The sequence below is a fragment of the Mucilaginibacter conchicola genome (assembly GCF_003432115.1).
Lineage (GTDB): Bacteria > Bacteroidota > Bacteroidia > Sphingobacteriales > Sphingobacteriaceae > Mucilaginibacter > Mucilaginibacter conchicola.
The window spans coordinates 573,559-597,164 of the sequence record NZ_QWDC01000003.1; the positions used below are offsets into that span (position 1 = coordinate 573,559).

27 protein-coding genes are annotated in these 23,606 nt (G+C 44.4%); 7 read left to right on the forward strand and 20 right to left on the reverse strand.

Features of this window, described 5'->3' with window-relative positions; all coding sequences use genetic code 11:
* The 14 genes from D0C36_RS19260 to D0C36_RS19325 all read right to left on the reverse strand — a co-directional run bounded on the left by D0C36_RS19260 (nucleotide 1) and on the right by D0C36_RS19325 (nucleotide 11,776).
* Entirely contained in the window at nucleotides 1-2,415 is a 2,415-nt protein-coding gene (locus D0C36_RS19260; protein ID WP_117393286.1) for a TraG family conjugative transposon ATPase, read from the reverse strand.
* Nucleotides 2,393-2,680, reverse strand: a complete 288-nt coding sequence (locus D0C36_RS19265; RefSeq protein ID WP_117393287.1) for a plasmid transfer protein — start codon at nucleotides 2,678-2,680, stop codon at nucleotides 2,393-2,395. Before D0C36_RS19265 ends, D0C36_RS19260 begins: the two co-directional genes overlap by 23 nt.
* Nucleotide 2,681: 1 nt before the next feature.
* Nucleotides 2,682-2,987 (reverse strand): DUF4134 domain-containing protein, encoded by a 306-nt coding sequence (locus D0C36_RS19270; RefSeq protein ID WP_117393288.1) that lies wholly within the window; start codon nucleotides 2,985-2,987, stop codon nucleotides 2,682-2,684.
* A gap of 150 nt (nucleotides 2,988-3,137) precedes the next feature.
* Entirely contained in the window at nucleotides 3,138-3,428 is a 291-nt protein-coding gene (locus D0C36_RS19275) for a DUF4134 family protein (protein ID WP_117393289.1), read from the reverse strand.
* Nucleotides 3,429-3,430: 2 nt separating this feature from the next.
* Complete coding sequence (locus D0C36_RS19280; RefSeq protein ID WP_117393290.1) at nucleotides 3,431-3,712, reverse strand: hypothetical protein; 282 nt, start codon at nucleotides 3,710-3,712, stop codon at nucleotides 3,431-3,433.
* Nucleotides 3,709-4,056, reverse strand: a complete 348-nt coding sequence (locus D0C36_RS19285; protein ID WP_117393291.1) for a hypothetical protein — start codon at nucleotides 4,054-4,056, stop codon at nucleotides 3,709-3,711. Before D0C36_RS19285 ends, D0C36_RS19280 begins: the two co-directional genes overlap by 4 nt.
* A complete protein-coding gene (locus D0C36_RS19290) occupies nucleotides 4,031-4,672 on the reverse strand; it encodes a ParA family protein (RefSeq protein ID WP_117393292.1) in 642 nt (213 codons plus the stop codon). Before D0C36_RS19290 ends, D0C36_RS19285 begins: the two co-directional genes overlap by 26 nt.
* A 14-nt stretch (nucleotides 4,673-4,686) precedes the next feature.
* Nucleotides 4,687-5,649 (reverse strand): relaxase/mobilization nuclease domain-containing protein, encoded by a 963-nt coding sequence (locus D0C36_RS19295; RefSeq protein WP_117393293.1) that lies wholly within the window; start codon nucleotides 5,647-5,649, stop codon nucleotides 4,687-4,689.
* A 27-nt stretch (nucleotides 5,650-5,676) separates the two neighbouring features.
* Nucleotides 5,677-6,180 carry a hypothetical protein gene (locus D0C36_RS19300; protein WP_117393294.1) on the reverse strand — a complete coding sequence of 168 codons (504 nt, stop codon included), beginning with the start codon at nucleotides 6,178-6,180 and terminating at the stop codon, nucleotides 5,677-5,679.
* A 557-nt stretch (nucleotides 6,181-6,737) separates the two neighbouring features.
* Nucleotides 6,738-7,148 (reverse strand): plasmid mobilization protein, encoded by a 411-nt coding sequence (locus tag D0C36_RS19305; protein ID WP_117393295.1) that lies wholly within the window; start codon nucleotides 7,146-7,148, stop codon nucleotides 6,738-6,740.
* Between the two features lie 138 nt (nucleotides 7,149-7,286).
* Entirely contained in the window at nucleotides 7,287-8,216 is a 930-nt protein-coding gene (locus D0C36_RS19310; protein WP_117393296.1) for a toprim domain-containing protein, read from the reverse strand.
* A 574-nt stretch (nucleotides 8,217-8,790) separates the two neighbouring features.
* Nucleotides 8,791-9,630, reverse strand: a complete 840-nt coding sequence (locus D0C36_RS19315; RefSeq protein ID WP_117393297.1) for an RteC domain-containing protein — start codon at nucleotides 9,628-9,630, stop codon at nucleotides 8,791-8,793.
* An 84-nt stretch (nucleotides 9,631-9,714) separates the two neighbouring features.
* On the reverse strand, nucleotides 9,715-11,094 hold the full coding sequence (locus D0C36_RS19320) for a cysteine peptidase family C39 domain-containing protein (protein WP_117393298.1): 1,380 nt from the start codon (nucleotides 11,092-11,094) through the stop codon (nucleotides 9,715-9,717).
* A gap of 40 nt (nucleotides 11,095-11,134) precedes the next feature.
* A complete protein-coding gene (locus D0C36_RS19325; protein WP_147322051.1) occupies nucleotides 11,135-11,776 on the reverse strand; it encodes a hypothetical protein in 642 nt (213 codons plus the stop codon).
* Between the two features lie 104 nt (nucleotides 11,777-11,880).
* Between D0C36_RS19325 and D0C36_RS19330 the strand changes: the two genes are divergently transcribed.
* The 5 genes from D0C36_RS19330 to D0C36_RS19350 all read left to right on the forward strand — a co-directional run bounded on the left by D0C36_RS19330 (nucleotide 11,881) and on the right by D0C36_RS19350 (nucleotide 14,420).
* Nucleotides 11,881-12,504, forward strand: a complete 624-nt coding sequence (locus D0C36_RS19330; protein ID WP_117393300.1) for a rhomboid family intramembrane serine protease — start codon at nucleotides 11,881-11,883, stop codon at nucleotides 12,502-12,504.
* A 330-nt stretch (nucleotides 12,505-12,834) separates the two neighbouring features.
* On the forward strand, nucleotides 12,835-13,167 hold the full coding sequence (locus D0C36_RS19335; RefSeq protein ID WP_117393301.1) for a helix-turn-helix domain-containing protein: 333 nt from the start codon (nucleotides 12,835-12,837) through the stop codon (nucleotides 13,165-13,167).
* A 91-nt stretch (nucleotides 13,168-13,258) separates the two neighbouring features.
* Complete coding sequence (locus D0C36_RS24985; RefSeq protein ID WP_117393302.1) at nucleotides 13,259-13,465, forward strand: HTH domain-containing protein; 207 nt, start codon at nucleotides 13,259-13,261, stop codon at nucleotides 13,463-13,465.
* A gap of 49 nt (nucleotides 13,466-13,514) precedes the next feature.
* The gene (locus tag D0C36_RS19345) at nucleotides 13,515-13,952 is read left to right on the forward strand and encodes a MauE/DoxX family redox-associated membrane protein (protein ID WP_117393303.1); all 438 of its coding nucleotides are present in this window, start codon (nucleotides 13,515-13,517) and stop codon (nucleotides 13,950-13,952) included.
* A gap of 135 nt (nucleotides 13,953-14,087) precedes the next feature.
* Nucleotides 14,088-14,420, forward strand: coding sequence for a hypothetical protein (locus D0C36_RS19350; protein WP_117393304.1), 333 nt, complete (start codon nucleotides 14,088-14,090; stop codon nucleotides 14,418-14,420).
* A gap of 40 nt (nucleotides 14,421-14,460) precedes the next feature.
* Here the strand turns inward: D0C36_RS19350 and D0C36_RS19355 are convergent, their stop codons facing one another.
* The 4 genes from D0C36_RS19355 to D0C36_RS19370 all read right to left on the reverse strand — a co-directional run bounded on the left by D0C36_RS19355 (nucleotide 14,461) and on the right by D0C36_RS19370 (nucleotide 20,616).
* Complete coding sequence (locus D0C36_RS19355) at nucleotides 14,461-15,834, reverse strand: RagB/SusD family nutrient uptake outer membrane protein (RefSeq protein WP_117393305.1); 1,374 nt, start codon at nucleotides 15,832-15,834, stop codon at nucleotides 14,461-14,463.
* A gap of 10 nt (nucleotides 15,835-15,844) precedes the next feature.
* Nucleotides 15,845-18,913: a SusC/RagA family TonB-linked outer membrane protein gene (locus tag D0C36_RS19360; RefSeq protein ID WP_117393306.1), complete on the reverse strand. Its 3,069-nt coding sequence runs from the start codon at nucleotides 18,911-18,913 to the stop codon at nucleotides 15,845-15,847.
* A 40-nt stretch (nucleotides 18,914-18,953) separates the two neighbouring features.
* Nucleotides 18,954-20,225, reverse strand: a complete 1,272-nt coding sequence (locus D0C36_RS19365; protein ID WP_117393307.1) for a TlpA family protein disulfide reductase — start codon at nucleotides 20,223-20,225, stop codon at nucleotides 18,954-18,956.
* A gap of 109 nt (nucleotides 20,226-20,334) precedes the next feature.
* On the reverse strand, nucleotides 20,335-20,616 hold the full coding sequence (locus D0C36_RS19370) for a hypothetical protein (protein WP_117393308.1): 282 nt from the start codon (nucleotides 20,614-20,616) through the stop codon (nucleotides 20,335-20,337).
* Nucleotides 20,617-20,919: 303 nt separating this feature from the next.
* Between D0C36_RS19370 and D0C36_RS19375 the strand changes: the two genes are divergently transcribed.
* The gene (locus tag D0C36_RS19375) at nucleotides 20,920-21,147 is read left to right on the forward strand and encodes a helix-turn-helix domain-containing protein (protein ID WP_117393309.1); all 228 of its coding nucleotides are present in this window, start codon (nucleotides 20,920-20,922) and stop codon (nucleotides 21,145-21,147) included.
* Here D0C36_RS19375 and D0C36_RS19380 read toward each other — a convergent pair.
* Nucleotides 21,144-21,692 carry a hypothetical protein gene (locus tag D0C36_RS19380; protein WP_147322052.1) on the reverse strand — a complete coding sequence of 183 codons (549 nt, stop codon included), beginning with the start codon at nucleotides 21,690-21,692 and terminating at the stop codon, nucleotides 21,144-21,146. The two genes, D0C36_RS19375 and D0C36_RS19380, sit on opposite strands and share 4 nt — an antisense overlap.
* A 336-nt stretch (nucleotides 21,693-22,028) precedes the next feature.
* Between D0C36_RS19380 and D0C36_RS19385 the strand changes: the two genes are divergently transcribed.
* Nucleotides 22,029-22,259: a helix-turn-helix domain-containing protein gene (locus tag D0C36_RS19385; protein ID WP_117393311.1), complete on the forward strand. Its 231-nt coding sequence runs from the start codon at nucleotides 22,029-22,031 to the stop codon at nucleotides 22,257-22,259.
* A 164-nt stretch (nucleotides 22,260-22,423) separates the two neighbouring features.
* Here the strand turns inward: D0C36_RS19385 and D0C36_RS19390 are convergent, their stop codons facing one another.
* The gene (locus D0C36_RS19390; protein ID WP_117393312.1) at nucleotides 22,424-23,542 is read right to left on the reverse strand and encodes a type II restriction endonuclease; all 1,119 of its coding nucleotides are present in this window, start codon (nucleotides 23,540-23,542) and stop codon (nucleotides 22,424-22,426) included.
* Between the last annotated feature and the right edge of the window lie 64 nt (nucleotides 23,543-23,606).

Sequence of the window (23,606 nt, forward strand, 5' to 3'; positions counted from 1 at the left end):
TTAGTGCTGGTTAACGTTTCTGATGAACTGAGGCAGCGTAATGCCGCTTTTCCGGAAGTCTGCAACGAACGCATCTAATCCTTCCTGATAGGAGGTGTACCTGTTGGTGTAGCTCTCTACTGCTGATTTTTCAGGTTTTTCTGTGGTATAGGTCAGGTACTGTTCGAGTGATACTTCTACGCCGTAGACCTCACCGGACGAGCCTCGCCTGATGTAGACCTCTTTGAAGCGTCCCCTTCCCCCGGAATTATCCAGCTGGTTAATGGTAAAGATCTTTCTTCGTTCGGTCTCGCTGATGGAAAGCAGGGCAGCGATCTCATTGTAGTTATCCCTGAATTTGGTCTGATCGAGGAGGCAGATCGTATCGGAATTGCTGATGATACTGTCTTTCACTACCGTATTCCCAATAATATCACCAAGTTCCTGTGTTACGACGATTGCTTCACCCCAGAACTTGCGGACCGTTTTATAAAGATAAAGCAGGTAACCGGCCATCAGGGGACTTGCAATGGCTTTCCAGGCTTCTTCCACCACCAGTGCTTTACGGCGGTCGGAACGGTAGCGCATTTTCTGGATGAATACATCCATGATAATAAGTGTGACGATCGGAAAGAGGATCTTATGCTCTTTAACAGAGTCGATCTCAAAAACGATAAACTTTTCCGTAAACAGGGACTGGTCTGCTTCTTTATTCAGGATCGTGGCAAACTCTCCGCCTTTATAGAATTTTTTAAGCACATAGCGGAATTCATCGAAATCAAACAGGATCTTTTCTTCCGCTTTGATCTCCGGGATCCTCTTTAGCGCAAATTCATAAAAGGTGTCAAATTTCAGGTCCCCGCCTTCTGCAAAGAATTTGCTGAAGTAGGATGAAAGCACATTGGCGACCACGTCGCGTTCAACAGGGCTGAAGGAACCTTCGGCACCCTTCCAGGCGACCCCGATCAGCGTGCAGAGAAAGTCCTTCTTTTCGATGTTGTATTCTTCCTCTGTCATCCGGAAAGGGTTCATCGTTATGGGCGACCTGTCGGTATAAGTGATATATTTACCGTTGTAGTAGGAGCAAAGTCCAGAATACGAGTGCCCGGTATCCACGATGACTATATCCATATTGTAGAGCATGTACTGCTCGAGCATGGCGTTCATGAAAAAGCTTTTCCCGGATCCGCTCGGGCCGAGTACGAATTTGTTTCTGTTGTTGATACGGCCTGTGCGCATCGGCAGATCTGCGGGGTCCATACCGACGGGTATACCCTGACGGTCTGTGAACCTGATGAGGAAATCCGACGGTTCATCTTTTGGGAGCGACTCCTTAAAAAAGAAGCATGCTGCCGCATCAGCGGTGGTCAGGAACCAGTCGTAGGCTTTAAGCTCAACGGCATTTCCTGGCAACGTACTCCGGAACAGTTCCAGCTGGTTATAAGCATTTTTACTTGGGATGATGCCTAACTGGAAAAGAGCACTTTCGATATAATTGGCAGCTTTCTGTATATGTTCTGCGGATGCCGCCACCAGTATATTAAAGTGACAGTTCACGAGCAGCTGGTTCTCGCGGGCAACATCGGTCAGCAGGAGGTCGATATCTTCCACACATAACTGGTTCGCCGGATCAGGGATGCCGGAATGCCTTTTCTTCTTTTGTTCCAGTTTTCGCAGGGTCGTAGCCTGCCCAGGGATCTCGATCACCTGATGATAGACGATCACGTCAGTTCCCGGAACCTTCAAAAGAAAGGATAAAAAATCTACCGGGAACCCGCGTATACTCTCTTTATCATTCAGCTCAATGTGGGTGCCGACTTCCGGCGGAAGATCAATGCTGTCTATATTGACGAGGCTGATATTCCGGATGATTTTATTGCCGCTCCGGATCTCTGTTTCACCGGGCTGAAGATTATCCAGAACAATGCTGTCCTTACGGAAGTTCATGCCCAGCATCTGCAGGACAAGCTGATTGATCCCGCCTTCATCCATCACTTCGGGAGAGGGTAGCAGATCAACTACTTTTGCTGCTGCCTGTCTGAAATCGCGCAGTACTCTGGCATCGTAAACAAAGAAGGCGCTTTTCTTTACCTGCAGGGTAAGGGTGATGTAGGTCTCAATTTTCAGGCATTCCCTGCCGGCAAAGTGAAGGTCATACTTTTGCTGAAGGTACTCCCTGGATTTTCCGGATCTCCATTCGGAGCGGCTGATGATATCGTGTTTCTGTATGAGATAACCATCTCCGAGAACTTTCAGTATATTCAGCAGCAGGTTATGGAATTCGTCATACCCTGCGGGATATGCTGAATAGCGTATCACAGGATTAGTGATTCTGATCACAACTGAACATTCACCGTTTTTTCCGATGAGCAGATCGAATTCTCCGCTTTTGTCTATGCCTGCATAAGGAATGTCAAACAGGGTTTTTACGGCCATAATGATTTAGGATATTAATGCCTTTCTGACGGTTTTTAGCGTGAAGTCCGCCCTTTTGCTTTCCGGCAGTGAAAAGCAGTCCGCCGACAATGCAGCCGGTCAGCACGACAGCGCCGAGCCACATATTGATGAGGGACATTGTCAGTGCACCGAGCACAAGTCCGGCAAGGAGAAAGCCGAGTCCCCAGTAAATAAATTTCCCCTTGAAGCCTTTGAATATAAGGGGCTTCTGCAGCCCCTTATATACCGGATATTTCCCGGCCACGTTACAGTCCGAAAAAAGCTTTGACCACGAGTGCTGATACGACAAGGAAGACGCAGGAACCTCCCCAGCCCATCAGCTCTTTGTTGATGTCCTGGTCTCCGGAGTTCCATTTGGAGTATACACGGATGGCACCGACGATGCCTACGATCCCGCCGATCACCAGGGTAATATTGGTTACCGGAGCAACATACGTTTTCAGCGTTGTGGTCGCTGTGTTCAGACCGTTTACACCGCTCTGGGCCATAGCGGGTAAAGAAATTGCAAGCAGTGCAGCTGCGGCCAGAAGCTGTTTGATTTTGTTAAACATTAAATAAGGGAATGAGATATAAGGCGGTAACCTTTTAGTAGCAGCCGGGAGGCTGCTGCGGTATTGCCGGTGTTCAGGTCACGAAATGCACCGGTTTCCCCTTGCGGGACAGTTATTGGAAACGCCTGCGGCGGGTTTAATGAATTGCTTTTAAATACCGAACAGGGCCTTTAGAAATGCGCCTGCAAGTACCATAAATAATGCAGCGAAAAACCAGGCTGCGATATCAGCATCGATATGATGCTTACCCATCTGCCAGTTGTGATATATTTTTACAGCACCGTTTAGACCGAGCAGGGTAGCAAGCACGAGCGAAAGGTCAGATGCAGAGAAGTAATCTGCCGCAAGATCATTTCTTGCTTTATTCATTTCCTCGATGCCCGGCTGCGCGAAGGCTTCCAGCCACAGCAGGCAGCAGATCAGTGTCAGCAGTTTTTTCATGATCAGAAACTTACCGGTCGTATGTATTCTATTGCTTCCTCACGTGCCAGGTTAAACACTTCTTTCAGTCTGATACCGCCCGATGACAAAACCGAGTAACTATATATTTCCGGTTTCGACACCGTGATCTCTTTTACAGGTTCATTTTCTTCCTCAAAGGAAAGTTCCCGCGGCACCTCATCTGCCGGCAGATTCTTTTTCTTCATGAAATCCCATAGGATAATAGCCCCGTAATAGGACAGATAGATCAGGCCCAGCCAGATCATAAATTTCATCCAGTTCATAAGTCGTTGTTTTGAATAAATTGTTTAATAGTGGATTTGAGTTCGGGACAGGTTTCAAAGAGTTGCTTTACGGCAAAAGAGACAAGGCGTGTCACATCGATCCCCGTCGCCATTTTAAACTGATTCATGAGCCGCACCGTTTTTTCGTCGAAACGCGCATGAAATATGCTTTTATTGTTGCTCGTATCATAGTCCAGCAGGGCAGCGATGACCGGCGGAACTTCTTTGACCTTCTCCTTGCGACCGGTAGCCGGTTTTTTAGCAGCAGGTTCTTTTGCAGCTTCAGCCGCAGGTTTGCCCAGTTGTTCCCGGATCTGGTTAGCCAGTGATTTCATGTTTTCCATAGATATGATCTGTGTATATCTGTTCAAGTACCGGGTTAATGACAGGATGAAGATTTACGGGTGTATAAAAAGTACTTACCCGCTGAAAATCAATCCTGTCGGGGAGTACGGGCGTAACCTTTCCGAATTTTGAGAGCTGTTCATCGACCTCCTGCATGATCTCGTAGCGGGCGTTGGCTTTTATCCTGTTGGGGATAAATACCATTTTGATCTCCGGGTTTATCCGGCGCATGACCACAGTAAATAATACAGTGGACTGGAAGGTAAATTCATCGTAAGAGAAAGGGCAGACGACGAGATCAGCGGAATTGAACACCGGAATGAGGCCATCATCATCCAGTTTACCGGGCAGGTCGATCAGCACGACCGCTCTGTTATTTTTGCCGAGCAGTTCCCGCAGGTAAGGGTAGCTTTCCAGGCTGGCAGGAACCACTTCATAGGGTTCTGCATTTTCGAGGATCTTTGCTTTTTCAAATTTCTGGGATATGGACTGCTGGTAGTCCATATCGATCACAGTCACCGGACAGTTCATCTCACTGGTCAGGTAATTAGCCAGCACGAGCGCGAGTGTACTTTTCCCTGCGCCGCCTTTTTGGTTTCCGATTATTATTATCATAATTCATATTGTTGTTATCTCGTGTTTGTCCGGGCTTTTTTCTGCCTTCTCCGTCGCATGCCATGGATCTGCTGGTCGTCCACATCGTCAGCGATACTAACCGGTCCTATGCTGATCTGTGGTTCGAAGAGTTCAGAAAAACCCGTCTCCGCTTGCCTGCTTTCTACCGGGGCGGTAGTGAAAAAGTGATCATATCCCATTGTCAGTTCTTTAAGCGGCAATACTTCGCTGCCCTTAAAAACGATCTTATGCTGGTGATCAATGATGGAATACCCATACGGCTTTTTTCCTTCAGCAGCATGGAACAGCAAGTCGATATCATAGTAATTTTTCATTATGCCAATCAGGTCATGCCGGTGTCTATACTTCATCAGCAGCGAAGCGATCCTTGCTGCATGAGGTTTATCAGGGTGGTATTTTCCGGCCTTTTTCAGGACCTGCTTTTCATCAGGATCTGATCCCAAAAACCCTTTTGATTCAAGGATCATCAGAAACTGTGCAGGCGTACTGAACTCATACTGCATAGCCAGTTCATAACCCAGTACTTTTGACATATTGCGCTGAGCGCGAACATGCTCGTAAGCGCTGCTGATCTTTTTACCATCAAACCCCACACGGCACGATACAAGGTGTACATGGTTATTACCGGTGTCCTTATGATACACGATCAGGTACGGCTGATCTCCATATCCCATTTCTTTCAGCCAGCTTTCCGCAATAGCGGTAAGTTCATTCTTATCGTAAGATCTTCCTTTCCCAGAGATCACTGTATGAAACTGCGGCAGCCTGACATTTCTGTTCAGGGATGATAAGGCTGTCAGGTAGTTGATGTAATCCTGCGGCTTGAGATGCCCGAGCGATTGCATCGGCCCGAAATTGCGGGTCTTCATCAGTTCTCCTTTGTTCCGGTCAATTTTTCGGGTGTTATAGCTAACACCTGTAAAATTTGCTGATGGTGCCAGAATCTTTACGATCATCGTTTGCTGTTAACCTAAACAGTTACATTATCTGTCAGCACATTTCCCGGGCCGGAACCGCTCGACAGAAGCGATGGTATCATGTATTGCCCCGCCATGGCTGAACAATGCTATTCGTTCCGGCAGGAATTTTCTGTTCTTTCCCATTACCACGGAATGGTATCCGAATGTGATCACGATACCACCCGGTTTTAATATCGTAGGGATGGCATCTTTCATCTGACGGAAAGGGCTGCAGATATTTCCTTTGTACAGCTCCATACTTTTCCTGTAGGCATAAGGCGGATCCAGCAGGATCGTATCAAAGCGTTTACCTTCCCAGGACCTGAGGAAAGACAAGGCATCAAGATGAAAGTCAGCAGGCATCTCCGGATCGAGGTCGTTGCGAACCTCGTTAAGCGCTAACGGGGTCTTTCCGGCAAACAGGTTCAGTACAAAACCCTCGCAGTTGTCTTCGACCCACTGCCGGACGGGCTTTATGTAAAAGGTATAGCGGTTCAGCGGACATCTGAAATGTTCAAAGATGATCATGGGAAAGACAAAGAAGAAGTAAGCTTATCCGGAAGGGATGAGCGGTATCATCAGCGCTAAGGAGCTAAGCAGCACTGTAAAATCATATCGCGGCATCTCTGCCGCTGTGGAACCCGATATACGTATATCAAAATGACACCAGAGCGCGGTAACTACTGAACCCCGAATCTTTGTAATGGCATATCGCTATAACAGCATTACAATACAGCGGAAGAACGAGCTGTCCGTCCATCATTGTAACCACATACTAACGTAACCATGTGACTTTATAAAACTGAACCCCGAATCCTTGTAATGTTATACCGGTATAATCGTATTGCAATACAACAAAAGAACAAGATGTCCATTCATCTTTGTAACTGCATACCACTGTAAACTTGTGACTTTATAGCTCAGGGATCATATAACGGGTTATCATGCAGACTGAATAACTTAATATTGATATTTCGCTGTATCAGTATAACACTACGTCACCGGATTGCTGTATCAGCGCAGCATGCGGCCTTTATAACCTACGATCCTTAAAACAGTGTATCAGAATAAAAAGGAACCGGAGCTTATTTCCCCATGAGACGGATGATCTTCCGGAAAGATTTTTCCAGCGCCTGCTGGATGCTGATGTATTCAGCCATGAGGTTGTTGAATGCAGCGGTTACCCTCAGATCGTTTTTTCCTGCAAGCTTCTCTGTATTGGCATGTTTAGCCAGCTGATTGATATTGTTTCCGGCCCGGCCAAGTTCTGCACCGGTTCGGTCGAGTAACTTCAGCAGCTCAGCAGCGTTGACAATGATCTTGTCTGCATCATTGAGTACACGCATGCGGAGTAACTCTGTCTTGCTGATCCCGAACGCTTTTTCCATAGAAACGATCCTGTCGTATTCCTCCTGTGTAAACCTCACGTCAAGTTTTTTTACCCGTTTGCCATCCTGCAGTTTTGGGCGCCCGAAGTGCTTTTTAAGTTCGGCCATAAAGAAAAACGAGTTGCGAAGTTTTGACCATTTACCCCGTAGGGCAAGATTCTTTTTGTCCGACAAAAAGACATCTTGCCTTGACGAAATCAAACAGATTTCGGGTATTGTGACAAGCATGAAATGCTTGAAAATATCCTACAGGGACAAACCTTTTCGTGATCCTTCAGGTCTTTCTGCAGGATGATCTTTTCTGGATGATGCGACCAGTTTGTCATTATAATCGTTGTATTTATCATACACCTGCGAGCGGTCGGTCGCATAGGGGAGAGCTTTAATAAAATCCTTGGTGGCATGAACACCTGCAGTGTCACGGTCAAGGTAAAGGTCGATCTTCGGAAACAGCGTTGCCGCTTTGATCCCGGCAGGAAGCAGTGACAGTGTATTCAGGATAATGGCGGTTTCCTTTGATCCCGTGTGCTCTTTCGCCCAGCTCAGATAATTTATATAACCTTCGAAGACCACAACAGATTTTGGGTCACCAGGTACTGTGCTGATCGCTTTTTGTCCGAGACAACCTTTAAAATAGCGGTTTCGAACCTCCCAGCTTCCTGCGTCGTTTTTCCATCCGGCGGCGAAGAACCGTTTCTGTTCCCCTTTTTCGTTCTTTACGTAATAGTATATTTCACTGAGCCTTTGCCTGCCAACATCAAATATCCCGCGGCTTTGCAGATAGGCGGTAATGGCCGGATGTGTCCCAATATCTTTGATTTTCTCAATCACATAATTTCTGGCCTTAACCGGAAGCCTTGGTCTTGGTTCACGCCTGACGGGAGTTGTTATATTACAGGTGGTCTGTAATTTTTCAAGAACCTCATTAAAACTAAGATCAGGCCAGTAAGCCAGGCCAAAATCGATGATATTCCCTCCTTTGCCCGTGCCATGGTCAAACCATGCCCTGATCTTATCGTCCACGCTGAAAGAGGGATCATTGTCACCATCCCTTAGCATACTGCGATACATATGTTCTTTACCAAATTGCCTGACAGGTTCATATCCTAAGCTCAGAAGCAGGTCAACTATGGAAGCCTGTTCTTTGAGTTCTTTTGCATTTAATAATTGCGTCATGATCTTTTATTTTAATTTCTGAGATCCGAATAGATTCGGTTTTGGTACCGGCAGCGGGTATCGGGCCCGTTCAATTCGCTTCTGCCGGTATATATTTTCGGGACTACCCACGTCGGCACCTACGTGCCGGGCTTTCGCCTGCCAATGCGTTTTCGGTATTTTGATATGATCTCACCTTCGCAAAATTTTCCGTGTCTCTGCGGAATAATGCTTTGTCCCTGTACGTCAAAGAGCTTTTGAGAACCAGGTATCCGATAGATACCGCCGGTTGACAGGTCAAAAGTGAGGGTATCGGAAAGAGATATATCAGGAGCTTTTCGGTACTACCGATAAAAAAAATTTAAATCCCACTTTAGCAGAACTTTGAGCGTTTCCGGGCAATAGCGCTTTGTTGCTGTACACCGAAGAGCGCTGGAGAGACCGGAATCTAACGGATTGAGCTGGTTAACGCATCGAAAAGAAATATATCAGGAGTTTTTCGGTACTACCGATAAAAAAAAAGGTTAAAAAAAAAGCGGCCGGTTGTTCGGCCACCTAGGGAGCGGTTCTGAATATCCACTAAGAAACCAGAGTTTCAGGAATTATCTTCGTCTGTTTTTCGGAGAATAGCTTCTTTCATGAGGTCGATGAATTTTGTGATGCTAACACGCTTGCGGCGCTCGATCTCACTGAAGCGCCGCTGGATAATTCCGATCGAAACGTGAAAGTTGCTTTCAAGCCAGCGTACGATCTGGTTTAGGCTGGCATTCCCATCGTTAAGCTGTCCCGTCAGCCAGAGGCCATAAGCGAGTTCAACAGCATTGACGGCATCACCCGTCCATTTCAAATCGTTGTTCATCTGAGGGGATTTCACTAAAATGGATTCAGGGTACCGGATCATTGCAATCTGTTCCAGAAGGAAATACTGGATATTTTCGTAAGCCATAAATTTTGCGAACAGATAACTCATCGGGGTCGAAAACTCATTTTCTGTTTCCGAGAATTCCGACAGCGGAAGAGATGCGGCTCTGGCGCTCCGCAGGAAAAATATCCGGTCAAGTTCGGTCAGGCTTTTCTTATAGTACTGGTAATGGAAACTGTTCATCCTGAAAAAGCTCCGCCTTGCCCTGAGTTCATCTTCCAGGAATTTGATTTTATTCTCAGGTGTCCCGATAGGTATGTTGGAAGTGATATTGTAGCGCATGACCTCTTCGATCCGTCTGGCCAGCAGCTCCGGTTTCTGGACTTTGAAGAAAATGATCTCATCCGTTTCCTTTTCGAAAGCAGATCGTTCAACGGTCTGATTGATCTGTGTAATTGCTTTATCGATAACGGTGAGCAATTGTCCGAGTTTATCAATACCGGTTTCCATACTGTCGATTTCAAGGAGCTTTTCATTTAATTCATACCTGAGCATTTCGATGGTTTCTTTCATAGAGTAGAAGTTTAGTTGTAAAAATTCAGGACATAGCTGTTCCGCCCGGATTAGAAAATCCGGTGAACAGCAGGATATAAGAGCTTAAAGATCCCTGTACCTGCGCGCGAGTAGGGCACCCTCGGTTATCAGGGTGAAAGAGTTTATTATTCTTGGAACGAGACTGGTGACAAAAAGGGTAATGATCACGGCAGCCATAAGTCCGGTATAGGAAATATGATTGTCAGAAAGTTCCCATAAGCTGTAAACAAAGACAATAATTATATTCAGTGATCCGGCAGCATCGTACCAAAACGATGCTTTACTCATTTCAACGGCTGTCTTTTTTGAGCAGGTATGAAATTCCCGGTATTTTAAAATACTATCGGAAATGGTTTTATCCTGTTCGTTTTCGTTTACTTGTTGGATGTTTTCATCTATGAAACCTTTTTCGCAACTGCCCGAGAGTTCCGATAATACAGCATTTTTTGCTGCTGCATGAGGGGCTTTCATAAATGCGGTAAAAATCAGTACGGCCAGGTAAATAACATTGATGATCCCTGTTATCGAGTCGTAGTATAACAACCCGGCAATAATAAAACTCACTAAAACGCCGTCAGATACAACAACAGAGATGAAAGCACTGAGGGCCTGCTGGATCTTCTGAAAATCGGATAACGTCTTTCTGATACCAGTCACTGAATCGCCGGCAATCTCAGATACCGGTCTTTTTCTATTGTTCAAATAATTAATATGCAGCTTTTTACTTACAGAACTGTTAACGTAGATCAAAATGTACTGACGAATATAGATAACGGCGTTCCGGAATAAAATTATGAGAAATAGCATTGTAAGTATTTCCGAGAGGAACAAAGAAGAGTGTGCCGTAAAAGAGCCGTTCAATCCCTGCTGAAGTATCCATGAAACGGATAGCCCTAACAACGTTGAACAAATGTTCATGAATGGGAAGATCAGAAGAAGAACGCTTTTAAATCCGTTTATCTTCAACAGATTGAACCAGGGATGTCTCAGTTTAGACGGTGTTTTATCGAGATCTTCGAAGTAAAGTGCAGCGTTGTCATGCCATATCTGCGAAAGCTCGTCCTGTGATATCAGGATGATCCCGGTTGCGGGATCGGCAATTTTAAACCAATTTTTTTTTGAACGTTTAACAGACCCGAAGCATACTATAAAGTGGCTTAAATGAGCGTCTTTTCTTACCAAAAGGATACAAGGTTTGTCAAGATTGGACAGGAAAGATATATCCATTTGCACGCACCTGCTTTTCAAGCCGCTCGCATCGGATAACTGACGTAATTTCAATAATGATACACCATCCGCTCCGGCGGTATTACCCGTAAGTAACTGATCAGCGATTTCGGGCTTTCCAGCGTAATTCAGCACAATGGCGAGTGCAGCGATCCCGCAGTCATAAAGACTGTACTGATGTACAAAGTATTTGAGATATTGGTTCAGAGAGGTCATATCAAGTAGAGGCTTAAAAAATATTGATCAGCTAAAAGAATTACGCAGCAGAAGGGAACATCAGCAGCGTGAAAAATGTGACACATACGATCCAGATCAGTAGTGACGGCACATAGGACATAGCCACCAGGTGCAGCGATCTGTCATAATTCAAACCGGTAATCCGCATAATTCCATAACCCAGTACAAACCAGTACAGGATCTCAAACAGGTTAAAAGACTGCAGCGCATAATACCAGTCAGCAGGGACGTCTTTGAAAAAGGAAAGGGCCGAAAAGATATAGTATTGATGCCAGTTCAATAAAGTCCCGTTCGGATAGAAATAAGAGAAAGTAGCAATTTTGACCCCTGCAGGTATCAGGAAAAGGAACTCAGCACACACCACAACCCTGAATACCCTGGATACAGGTATTTCATAGCTGTTCAGAAATAATGCAGTTTGCAGTATCAGAGTGATACAGAGAAGTTTCAGGATCAGATATATGCCTGAAGTGATATAAATCCATTTCTGCATCAGTTCAAGAACAGAATTACCCCTGTCAGATATATCTGTTAAAGTATGTCCGCTTCTTTCATAAAAATCAGGGGTTAATATCAGCCTGCCTGTCAGCCAGATAAGAAAAAACGATAAACAGATGAATAAAGTGAGGTGTAAAATGCCATATTTTGCCAAAATTTTCATACCCTTAGTTTTTTGGGTAAAATTCAGTTTGAACAGTGCCGTTGGCAATCACCTCTGATGTTAAATTATTAGTTAAAGTGATTGTGTGTGTTAATTTACTTTCTATGAAAACCTACCTTACCGATCCTTTTTCCTGGGAAGCACCCGTATCCGTTATGATGCTGGCAGTGATCTTGCTCAGCAGCCTATACGGTTTGTATAACCGCCGCTATTTTATGAAAATGATCCTTCATCCTTTCGGGATCGTCAAGAACAAAGAATATTACAGGCTGTTCACCTCAGATATTATACATAATGATTACGGTCATTTAATGATGAATGCCATTATGTATTATCTGGTATGCATAAATCTTGAAGAGCATTTAACAGAGCGGACGCAATTCGGCAGCATTTGGTTCATGCTGATCTACGCAGGCAGCTATCTTACGGGAGTGATGCTTGTCACATTCAGGCACAGAAATGATTTTGATTATTCCAGTGCGGGTGCTTCTGGAAGCATTATGGGATGCCTGATGAGTTTCATGATCCTGAAACCCGATTACATCGGACTTTATCTGCCCGTAATAGGAGGGATCAGAAATATTTATTTACCGCTCGTTTTTTTTGTAGCCATGTTCATTTATCAGTACCGTTCCAAAAACAAGTTAATGAACAACGAGCTTCACTTTTACAGTGCAGTCGGCGGGATCGCCGCAACCTTTGTGATATTTCCGGAGATAATAATCTAACGGGGCCGGAGCCCCGTCAGGATGTTTACCACCAACCGAGGCATGACGGGCCGGTCGCGGCTGCAACTGCGCCAACCAGAGCACCTGCTCCGCCGAAAAGACCGCCGAGTGAGGCAGACACTCCGATATTGTAAGCACACTGGCTTACCCCGCCTTTCAATTCTTCGGCATCAGAATCAGATAGATTTTTCATAAAATTAAGTATGATTTAGATTTCTTCCCGGTATTGGGAATTGGGGTAAAATTGCTTTTACAGGCAGTTTTAAGCTAAAAGCTTAACTTGTAATTTATTACTTTTGCTTATAGCATTAATTTGAATAAGGACTCGAAATGAATCATATCGGTGAGAAAATACGGATACAGCGGCTGACCAGAAACTATAGCCAGGAGTACATGGCTTTCATGCTGGATATATCGCAGGCAGCTTATTCAAATCTGGAAAGGGACGAGACGGAGATGACCATCAAGCGTATATATGAGATCGCTGAGATACTCGAGATATCGCCTTTTGAACTGATGCCTAAACCAAAATTCGGGGTCAGCATCGACCATTTGTTCTTCTGGCGAACCATCCGCAAATTCAGAGAGGTCTGGCTGGCCGGTGTTCGGGCCAGAAAGAAAGAAATCAAGCAGTTCACTGGTAGCTACAGTGACACTTTATAGCTGATTATCAAATAATTTATAAGTAAAGGTTATAGCTAATGACCTGTAATTCCGACACCTTTATCGCTGAAAATCAACGGATAAGGTGTTTATGGATTTCAGAACCTACGAGCAGCGGCTTGATTATATCTTGGAGCTTTTGCAGAAAGGCAGATTTCGTTCGCTCGGGGATACGGCGTCCCGCTTCGATTGCAGCACCCGTACGATAAAACGAATGCTGAATCATCTGCGTGAAAGAGGACACGATATCACTTACGATCGTCTTCAAAAAAAATATTTTCTCAAAAAAGAAGAGTGACATTTTCTGTCCTCATGGCCCATATAACTTTGATTCAATAACAAAGGCCATGAAAAAGATCAAACCTTATCTTATCGAAATTATCATTTTTCTACTGGTAATACTGTGGGTTTATACCGCTTCCAGCAAGCTGATCGATTATGGCAGGTTCAAGGTTCAGATGCATAACCAGACCATTCCGCCTTTATTGGCCACAATTCTTATTTACACCCTTCCGGCAGCGGAGATCATTACGGCGATACTTTTACTGAACAAAAGCACAAAAGCCCTGGGATTTTATATCTCGGCAAGTCTGATGCTGGTATTCACCGCCTATATCGGACTGGTGCTGACGAATTTTTTTGGCAGGATACCTTGTTCCTGCGGCGGCGTTCTTCAGGTGATGAACTGGCCGGCACACCTTGTTTTTAATCTTTTTTTCCTGCTGTTGACTTTCTACGGATCATATCATGTTTACAGAGAAAGGAGGGACGCGCGAACATCATAGACTAAATGCTGCATGGCGTACGGTAGCCCGGACGCCGTGAAAGGAGCAGCTGAAAACCTTAAAGAGTAAGCAAAAATCATTTTTTATTCACTTAAAGTTTTTCAAAGTTTTTTGATCTATAAAAGCTTTTCTAATATGAAAAAGAATATTTTCGGAATTCTGGCCATCGCCATCGCAATCAGCGCAAGCGCTTTTACAAGCCCTTCTAAAACAGCCGTTAAAAGAACCGTAAACTACAAATGGTTCCTCATCTCAGGCAATATTGCGCCGACGACACCCGTACCAACTGCTAATGCAACTTATATCAGCGGTGCTGACGGACCGGATCAGCCGACCGAAGCACAAATGTGTCCGGGCGGTACCAGACAATGTGTTTCCGGTTTTGATCCAAGCAAGGTCACTACCTCTAACACCCTTAACGGGGCTCAGGTCTCTGATGTGCATACTGCATTAAGAGCGAATCAGTAAATAAAAGAAAGAGCTGCCTGAATTCAGGCAGCTCTTTCTTTTAATATCCCGGATTTTGGGAAAGATTCGGATTGGAATTCAACTCATAGACCGGAATAGGGTAAAGCGTAGAATTTAATGTAAGGTTTGGTTTTAACGGGGAAAGTACATTGATTGCTCTGCCGGTTCTCTTAAGATCCATCCACCTGTTTCCCCATTCACAAAACAATTCCGCACGTCGTTCCCGTTCGACAGATAATAACATCGACGATTTATCTGAAGCCTCAGTATTTGAGAGACCCGCGCGGTTGCGAATAAAGTTCAGGTCATCCTTCGCCGCGTTAATGTTCCCCAGGTTTGCTTCTGCTTCCGCTCTGATCAGGTAAAGTTCGGCCATCCTGAAAACCACATAATGCTCCGCAGGCGTTGTTGTAGTCGTTCTTACTTTATATTTAAAAGGATACGGATAACTCTTTCCGCTTATCGTGTTCGTCCTGATCCAGTTGATCTTCCTGCTGTCTCCCTCTTCGAATGAATCATAAAGGCTTTGATTCAAAATATATCTTGGAGTTGCCGACGCACTTGCAGGAACAAAATAGAGGCCTTCATAGGTTGCCTGCTGGGGCACGACCGGCAAAATACTCCATATCGTTTCTGTACTTCCGGCAAGAAAAACATTGCCTGGATTGCTTTCAAGGGAGAATATTCCTGATGAGATCACTTTCCCCGTTTCTGCTATAGCAAGATCATACTTTCCTGTATACAAATAAACCTTAGACAGTAAAGCAGCCGCGGCGTAATATCCGGCCCGTGACCAGTCATGTGCATCAGGGCTCATGTTTTCCTCAGCGAACTTCAAATCAGAAATGATCTGCCCGTAAACCTGTTCAACCGAAGAACGGCTAAGCAGTTTTGTCTGGTTGTAATCCGCAGTAATAATTATGGGCAGAGCACCATACAAATTCACAAGATTGAAATAGATCCAGCCCCGCAAAGCACGCAGTTCGCCTGTCATTTGCTGTTTCACCTTTGCTGGGATCCTTTCTGAGCCTGCAATGCCTTCGATACAGGCATTCGTACTGTAGATATACTTATAACCGAGAAGGAAAAGAGACTGGTTTTTTGCATCCGTAACCAGTATGTTATTATTGTAGAATGCCGCTAAGGAAGCATCGTTGAATGATATATTAAGTTCATCCGAGGACAGGCCGGGATATAAGGTCATTCCTCCGGCCAATAGCCCGAAAGAACCTGCCGAAGCGATTTGTGAATAGAGGCCTGTGATCGCTGCGTCGGCATTTAAACTATCCGCGAACACAGTCGCGGTTGTCAGCTGGTTTTTGGGGGCATCGATCTCAACGAATTTTCTGCAGGCAGTGAAACTGTGGATCATCGTTCCGGCCAGCAATATGATTATGGCATTTAACTTTTTCATAACTGAGGATTTAAAGGTTAAGGTTGAATCCGAAACTGATCGATTTTAAAGGTGGTACACCATAAAAGTTCTGGGTTTCCGGATCGGTTCCTTTATAATTTGTAATGGTGAACAGGTTTTGTGCAGTTGCATAGACCCGTAAGCCGCGTAGCCCCAGCCTGCTGACTACCCGGGCGGGCAGATTGTAAGACAGGGTCGCTGTCTTGATCCTGATATAGGAGGCATCACTGTAAACACCGCTTGAGGTTAAGAAATTTGAAGCTGTCGTGTATTCATCGTTATATTGGGAAGACAGCCTCTGGAACTCTGCCTGCTGTCCCGGTGTGTGCCATCTTTCAAGAAAAGATACCGGCAGATTGTATTCCTGCCCCGGCAAAAAAGAATAGACCTGAGCGAGGTAATTCATGCCGAGTTGCTTCTTGAATTCTGTAAAAACATCAAGCTGAAACCCTTTAAAGCTGAAGCTGTTCAACCAGCCGCCGTAGAATTTAGGGTCGGTGTTGCCAATGATGCTGTAATCGTTGAGTTTTCCCAAAGATGCAGGTTCAGGAAAGGAAGTCAGCTGTCCGTTGGCACCGGTAAACTGGAAGAGACCTGTTTCCGGATTTACGCCGGCATAACTGAATCCTGTTACGGAATTCACTGACTTTCCGATAAAGTATATCGTGGAATAGGTCGAGTTTGCTATGTCGGGGAAGGCGATGAGCTTATTTTTAGGGATGGTCAGGTTAAAAGTACTGTTCCAGTTAAATCCGTTCCCACGCAGGAGGGAGGCCTGCAACAAGATCTCCCAGCCTGAATTTTGTACTACAGCGCCGAGATTTTCATAAACCGATGTAAAGCCGGTCTGGTCAGGCAGCTGTGTCGTTACCAGCTGGTTGCCTGTTCTGTTTCGAAACCAGGCCGCACTCAATAATAACCTGTCCTGCAAAAAACCGGTCTCCAGGCCGATCTCCAGTTTTTTTGTACTTGCCCAGCTCAGTTGCGGGTTGTACAGGTTAACCGGTATATATCCGGAATTACCGCCGTAGGGATATCTTGCCGGAGACCATCTCGACAGATACTGGTAATTGTCGATGGCGTCACTGCCGGTGATACCATAGCTGGCGCGTAACTTCCCATAACTCAGAAACGGGATCTTATTTTTAATCAGTGATTCCTCTGTGAATATCCATCCCGCGCCTACAGAGCCGAAATTCCCGAACTGCTTATCCGGACCGAAACGGCTTGACCCATCTCTTCGGCCGTTAATGTTTAACAGGTATTTACTGTCATATCTGTAACTGACCCTTCCGAAAACGGCGTTGTACTTATACTCACTGAAAGCATCTGATGCTGTCGTGGTCGCTGCCCCCGATATAGAGCCGAGCAAGGCATCATTGATATAACCGCTGCCGGTGACGTCAGTGCGGTTAGAAGAATTGCGCTGAAAAGTTGTTCCGGCCAGAATGTCCAGGGCATGTTTGCCGCTTGTTTTGCGGTACTCCAGCTGCGGTTCGATGATCCAGGAGGATAAGTTGTTTACTCCGAACCGGGCGCTCGAAACGGGGTTCAGGTTCGGGCTTAAGGTTACTTTGGGGGTATTGGAGTATTCATTTGCTGAAAAGGTATTGTAACCAAGGCTTGTTCTGAAAGTGAGACCCTTTACAATTTCATAGGAGGTCAGCAGGTTTGCCGAAAGATTGGTACTGGTTATACTGTATGATCTTTTAAGATAGCTGAAGGGATTACCGCCGGCATAAGAGCCGTCGAGTATAACACCTTTGTAATCAAAAACGGGATTCCCCTTGTTATCGAGTAATTCGGGACTGTTTGGCTCAAGTGTGAATGCTGACAGTACGTTTGGCGAACCGGATGAGTTGTTTTTATCGTAAGAGTAATTGGCTGTAAGATCGATGTTAAAACGTTTATCAGTTGAAGAATGATGAATGTTTGAAGAGAAGTTTGCACGGTTATCTGCGAAGTCGCCAGGAAATATGTACGTATCACGGTTGAACCCGCCGCCGATCCGGAATTGTGTGTTCGTGTTGCCACCCGATACGGACGCGGAGGCATTCGTATTATGCGCAGTATTACCCAGCATGAATTTTTTCCAGTCCGTGTACCTGGTGGAGTCGAAAACGGTAAGATCAGGAGCATAGCCGGGATCATACAGTTCAGCGTTTGGCTCAAGTCCGTCATTGGCGAAAGCTTCCCTGCGCATAGCAAGGTACTGTTGTGTATTCATCATAGGCATGGATTTTCCCGTGAAGCTTACGCCGCTCCTTAAATTGAGATTAAAATCGGTCTTGCCAGCCTTACCTTTTTTTGTAGTGATCAGGATCACGCCGTTGCCGCCGCGTGAGCCGTAGATCGCTGTTGCATCGGCATCCCTGAGCACTTCTATGCTTTCAATATCCTGCGGGTTCAGGCTGTTGAAGGGGCTCATGCCCCCATAGCTGTTGTTGTATATGCCGCCGTCACCCGGCGCGCTGACGGAATTGTACTGGTTAATGTTGCTGTTCTGCGCAGCGAAGGGAACACCGTCAATAATGAACAGGGGATTGTCCCGGGGGCTGATCAGCGCGGAGCTTGCTTTCAGCGTATTCTGCCCCCTGACCTGAACGTTAAAAGCCGAACCAGGCAGTCCGCTTGTAGAGGAGATGGTCAGGCCGGGTACCCGTCCCTGCAAGGCCTCGAGCGGATTGCTTACGGCCTGTTTTCCGATATCGTCGGCCGATACTTTTGTAACGGAACCGAGGTTATATCGCTGGGTATTCGTACCATAGGCGACGATCTGGATCTCATCCAGCTTACTGGTTCTTTTCTTCATGATGACCAGGATATCTTTCCTGTCCGTTACGTTCAGATCAACGGCTTCCATGTCGGCTGCGGTAAACCGTAACTGTGAACTACCCGAAACAAGGGCAATACTGAATTTTCCCTTATCATCGGTTGCCGTCTGTAGCCTCGTGCCTACCAGGGAAACTGTTATGCCGGGCAGGGGCTCATTATTTTGACTGATAACTTTTCCGGTGATGTTTTGTCCCAGACAAAATGCAGGGGCAAGCATCAGCAGATATATGAATATATACTTCATTGGGGCGTTAGTTTTAAGATGTGATTGTTTAGTAGTGCGTTCAGAATTGTGTAAAAACGAGATATTTCATCCGCCGCTTTTCTTTAATCAAAAGAATACCCTGCTTTTTAAGACTTGCTGTCAGCTTATCTATATTTTTTACATCGGGCGGGAAGTCGAGTGATAAAACCTGACTATAGCCGGAATCGTCAAACACCGGGATATTTAATAGATTATCCAGTTCGTTCCTGAGGCCATCCATGTCGTATCCCCGGAAATATTTGGGAATATTTAAATGTTCGTTCAGGTTAGATTCCATTTTAATTTTAGCTGCAGTTTTTTTGGGACGCACATCCGGATTGATCTTCAGTACGAAACAGGTTGTGTCCTTGTATAAAGTGTCGGCCTTTACCCGGAAGTACCTGTTGAGGTCATTTTCCATGATTTTTAATGCTTCAGACTTAGATACAGCTGGAAAACTGCTTTGATAGGAATAAAAATGAAGATCCTTATTTGCCGTATCGATATCATTTGAAGGAAAATATTCCGGATGGGGGATGTTATACTGGGTCCTGCTATCCGGTATGTCACCATATCCCGGATTCGCTGTTTGATAAAGCAGTTTCAGTACCATGTTGACCACAGTTATCTTATTAATTAAGCCGCGATCGTCGGTTTGAAATTTTTCATAAGCAATTACCGGCAGGCTGCCAGTAAAGTAAGTGTTGTAATGATCAGATAAATCAGAGCCACCGTTCACTTCCGAATACATGGGGCGATCAGGATCATAAGGTCTGTCGTTCTTTAATCGAAGTGAGTTGTAAGATCCATTCAGCGCTTGTTTAATATTTTCAAGTGTGATGTGTTCACCGTCTGTCACAGCTAAGACTTTGTTGTTTTTTAGGACTACGTAATGGGGGATAACCCTGTGCGGAAACATCTTAACCAAAGTCGTGTCAAGGTAGACGCAGGGCAACTGGTATTGGGATTTTCTTCGATCAAAGAAGATTTTCAGGTTTTCTTCATTGTCTCTGTTATGTTTTGCGCTGACAAGCAGGATCTGCACCTGATCAGGGAATTTGTTTTGGATCGCAAAATTCTCAGGAAAATGAGCAATGCAGGAACTGCACCAGGTGGCCCAGAAATCCAGTATCAACAGCTTGTCGTTAAAATCTGAGATCTTTGCACTGTTACTGGAATAGCCCATGATTTTTGGGAGCATAACGTCAGGAATAGTATCACCTACTTTGTAGGCTTTTATTTTATCTTGAGCCAGGCCATTCACTGCCAAAAAAAGGCAAAGCGCGGCCATTAAGCGTAATTTAAGCTTCATTTTAAAATAGTTTAGTTAGTAAATGGATTGGAAATTGCCCGAAAAGGCAGAAAAAGAATCAGGTTATTCGGGCGGGCAGATAAGCAGCAGCCAGGTTTGGACAGGATAGCTAATCATGGCTTTTTCCTTTCTGCTCCGTTTCTGAAGCCCCGTTCGCCTGGTGTACTATATAAGCCGCGGCCACCAGGTCCATTAACTGATCGAAGAACAGGGCTACTTCCTGATCGGACAAGTCCGCTTTAATATTGCATTCTTTGGTTACCCAGCACTGGAAGAATTTCCAGAAGAGAAGATTAGTTGACTCAGGAGTACGGTCGTCAAAAAATCTGGCCAATACCTCGTTTAAAGATAATGACGCTTTGAAATTGTGATGTTTGATGACCGCTTCCATTCTATTTAGGTTTGACAGTCAAGCCCATAAAAAGCCATAGGCGTGGACTCAACTTACCGACTTAGGGCACGTGAGAAGCCCACCAACGATAAGCGAGCCCACACCTATGGCATGGGCATATCACTTACCGTCTCGTTGGTTTGGAAATTTCTCACGTTTCTAAGCCGAGACACAAGCGAATGCTTCTAAATATTATTCAGGAAGTATCGCAAAACAAATATAATCTTTTTTTTGGATTGCGGTTATAAATGACCGCAATTTTTAATATTTATTCTTCCATTTTCAAGCGTTAATATTTTAATATTGAAAAGTAATTACAACAAAATTCAAGAAAAATTCGGCGAGAATCTGCGTAAAATTAGAGAGGAAAAAGATTTTTCTCTAAGAGAACTATCGATGAAGTGCGAAATTGATGACAGTAAAATCTCCAAGATTGAAAACGGTAAATTTAATATTCAACTTTCTACAATCATTGAACTCGCTAAAGGTTTAGGAGTTTCTCCGAAGGAATTGCTTGATTTTGACTTTTAGTTCCTATAAGTTTCTTTTATTTTAAGCGTTTCAAAATCATATGCCTGCTCAGGGTATAAGAGTGAAGCTATATCTAAATATTTATTTCCGTTTATTTTATAAGTATTAAAAGCTGCTGCACGTTCTTTCAGTTGCACGTTTTTAAGATTGTACTTAGGTTCTATCAGGAGCTGATAACATAAGTTTTTATTAATCCATGCTAACAGAACGATTAGTTTAGGTTCTGTCATCTTTAATTCTCTGGCTCTTGTCGCCATTTTTAAAGCGGTTTTCAATTCCGTTACAGCATTTACTTCAGAAGCCGGTCTGGCCATGACATTATTAAATGCATTCAATAACAACGCGCAGGTAAATAACGTAGTCGTATCTTTCAAATCAGCTGAAATCGATTTTTTCAAAAAAGTAAGCGTTTTACCGTACCTAGTTTCCAAAGGCAACCTAGTTTGCTCATCCAGTAACAATAGACCGGATTGAACTTTAGACTGAACCTGAGCATTACTCAATGTTGGAATTAAGATTAAAAATGATAGAATGAACTTTGCCATAATTTTTTCTTTTAAAGGTCTCTGAAAAAAGAGTTCAGACAAAGTATATTTTTATAAGTTAAACTTATAAAGTAATCACATTAAGGGCTTTAATAAGTTGTTTTTTACTGCAATGTAAAGGACAAACCATAGTATCAGAATACCGATACCCCAATAAAACTGGAGTCTCCTGTGTCGTTTAGTTGCTGCGGATTCCGCCTCTCTTGTTGGTCCCACTAGAGTATTTATAAAAATTTATAAAGGATTTTTCGTGATACGAAGCTACAGTGTGTTGTGTTAAAACACAACAATAATTATCCTTAATCTGAGAATTTTCGCAGCTACTCCACCACTGAGATGGCAAACGAAGTTTCAAAAGAATACTTATTAAAGTTTGGGATTCATTTAAAATCTCTCAGGCAAAGCAAAGGTCTTTCACTGAGGCAGCTTGCGGCTAAATGCAATATTGAGCATGCAGATATTACACGCTACGAAAAGGGTGAAATAAACATGTCATTCAATTCGATTGTTGAATTATCTGTCGGACTAGAGATGACCCTTAAAGAACTAATGGATTTTCAATTGTAATAGAATACCACATTAGCCTTGGACGTAATCATTGCAACAAAAAAGGATATTCAGGTGATGAAATTCTAAAAAATCCGTTGATATTCTTTGAGGATTTTATGAAAGGCTATCGGTCTACCGCCTTTCCGCCATCATTCTTATAAAGTAAATTTGACTGCTAAAACTTATAATATACTGGCTTCCTTAAGGCGGACGAGGGATATGAAATCTGCAAGGTTGATCAGGTCACTTTGCTGGGCTGTACTGAATGTTGTAAAATTTTCAGCAGGAATAACCAGTTGTAAGTTCGCTGCCTGCATTTGTTTCATTTGATTTATACTTATTGAAACATCCATCGTAACCAGATGCTTAGCCGGTATTCTCTCAGCTTCAGCTAAAACCTGGCGCCAGCGGTCTTTTAGTGTGGTTTTAACACCCAGCATCGTCAGTCCGCTCTCGGGAAACTGCGGATCTTTGTAAGCATTTGCAGACGGAAATAGAAAATCAGGTTGGTTTCGGTTTTCAGTCATCGCGTGACGGATATAAGAAACTTTGTTTGCTTTAAAAATTACTTCGAGGTGCTGCTCGAATGAATGTCCTGCCCTGGATTTTCTTCTGTTAAGTACGCTCAGTGCAAAACGCAAAAAATTATCGGTCCTTTCTGAAGGATTACCAAAACCCGCCTCGAGTTGTCCGGCAATTACGTGTTTTTCCATAATACGCATGAGCCCTTTTTCTCTTTTCCACCAGGCCATCAGTGCTTCATCAGGTGCATCTCTTGGTGATACATTTTTTACAGTACCGCGGCAGAATGCGGAAAAATCTGCCGTGGCCGGGAAACCATGAGGGAATCTGGCAAACATTTCCTCTGCATATGCTACGTCTTCATCAGGCAGCTCCATGTCAAGTGACTCAAGGATGTAACGTCCCGCATACCCTATATCCTGATGCTGCAGATTCAGATTCCGTACAACCATGAATTTACGTTTGGTCTCCTCAAGTCCGAAAAGATAAAGCAGCTGTTGTTCGGAAGTTGATCCTTCGGGCGAGATGATAACAACCAGTTCATTTTTGACAGTCTTCAGAAGTACAACGAGATCTCCCTCACCAGCCAGTGTTTGCACGATTTCGTTGTCAGAGTAATACAGCCTGAATTCGGATCTGTGCGGATGTTTGAGACGGTCGTCATTCCATGTAAAACGTGAAGGCGCAAAAACTGCCTGTCCTTCTTCATCCGGAAGATAGATCATGTTTCCCGGAAATTCCTGACGTTCTTCTCCAAGGACAGATGCGAACTTTTTCATCCATTGAAGGAGTGCTGATTAGAAGTGATCTCGGAAGCACTCAGCCTTTTTGCTGCAACCCCTG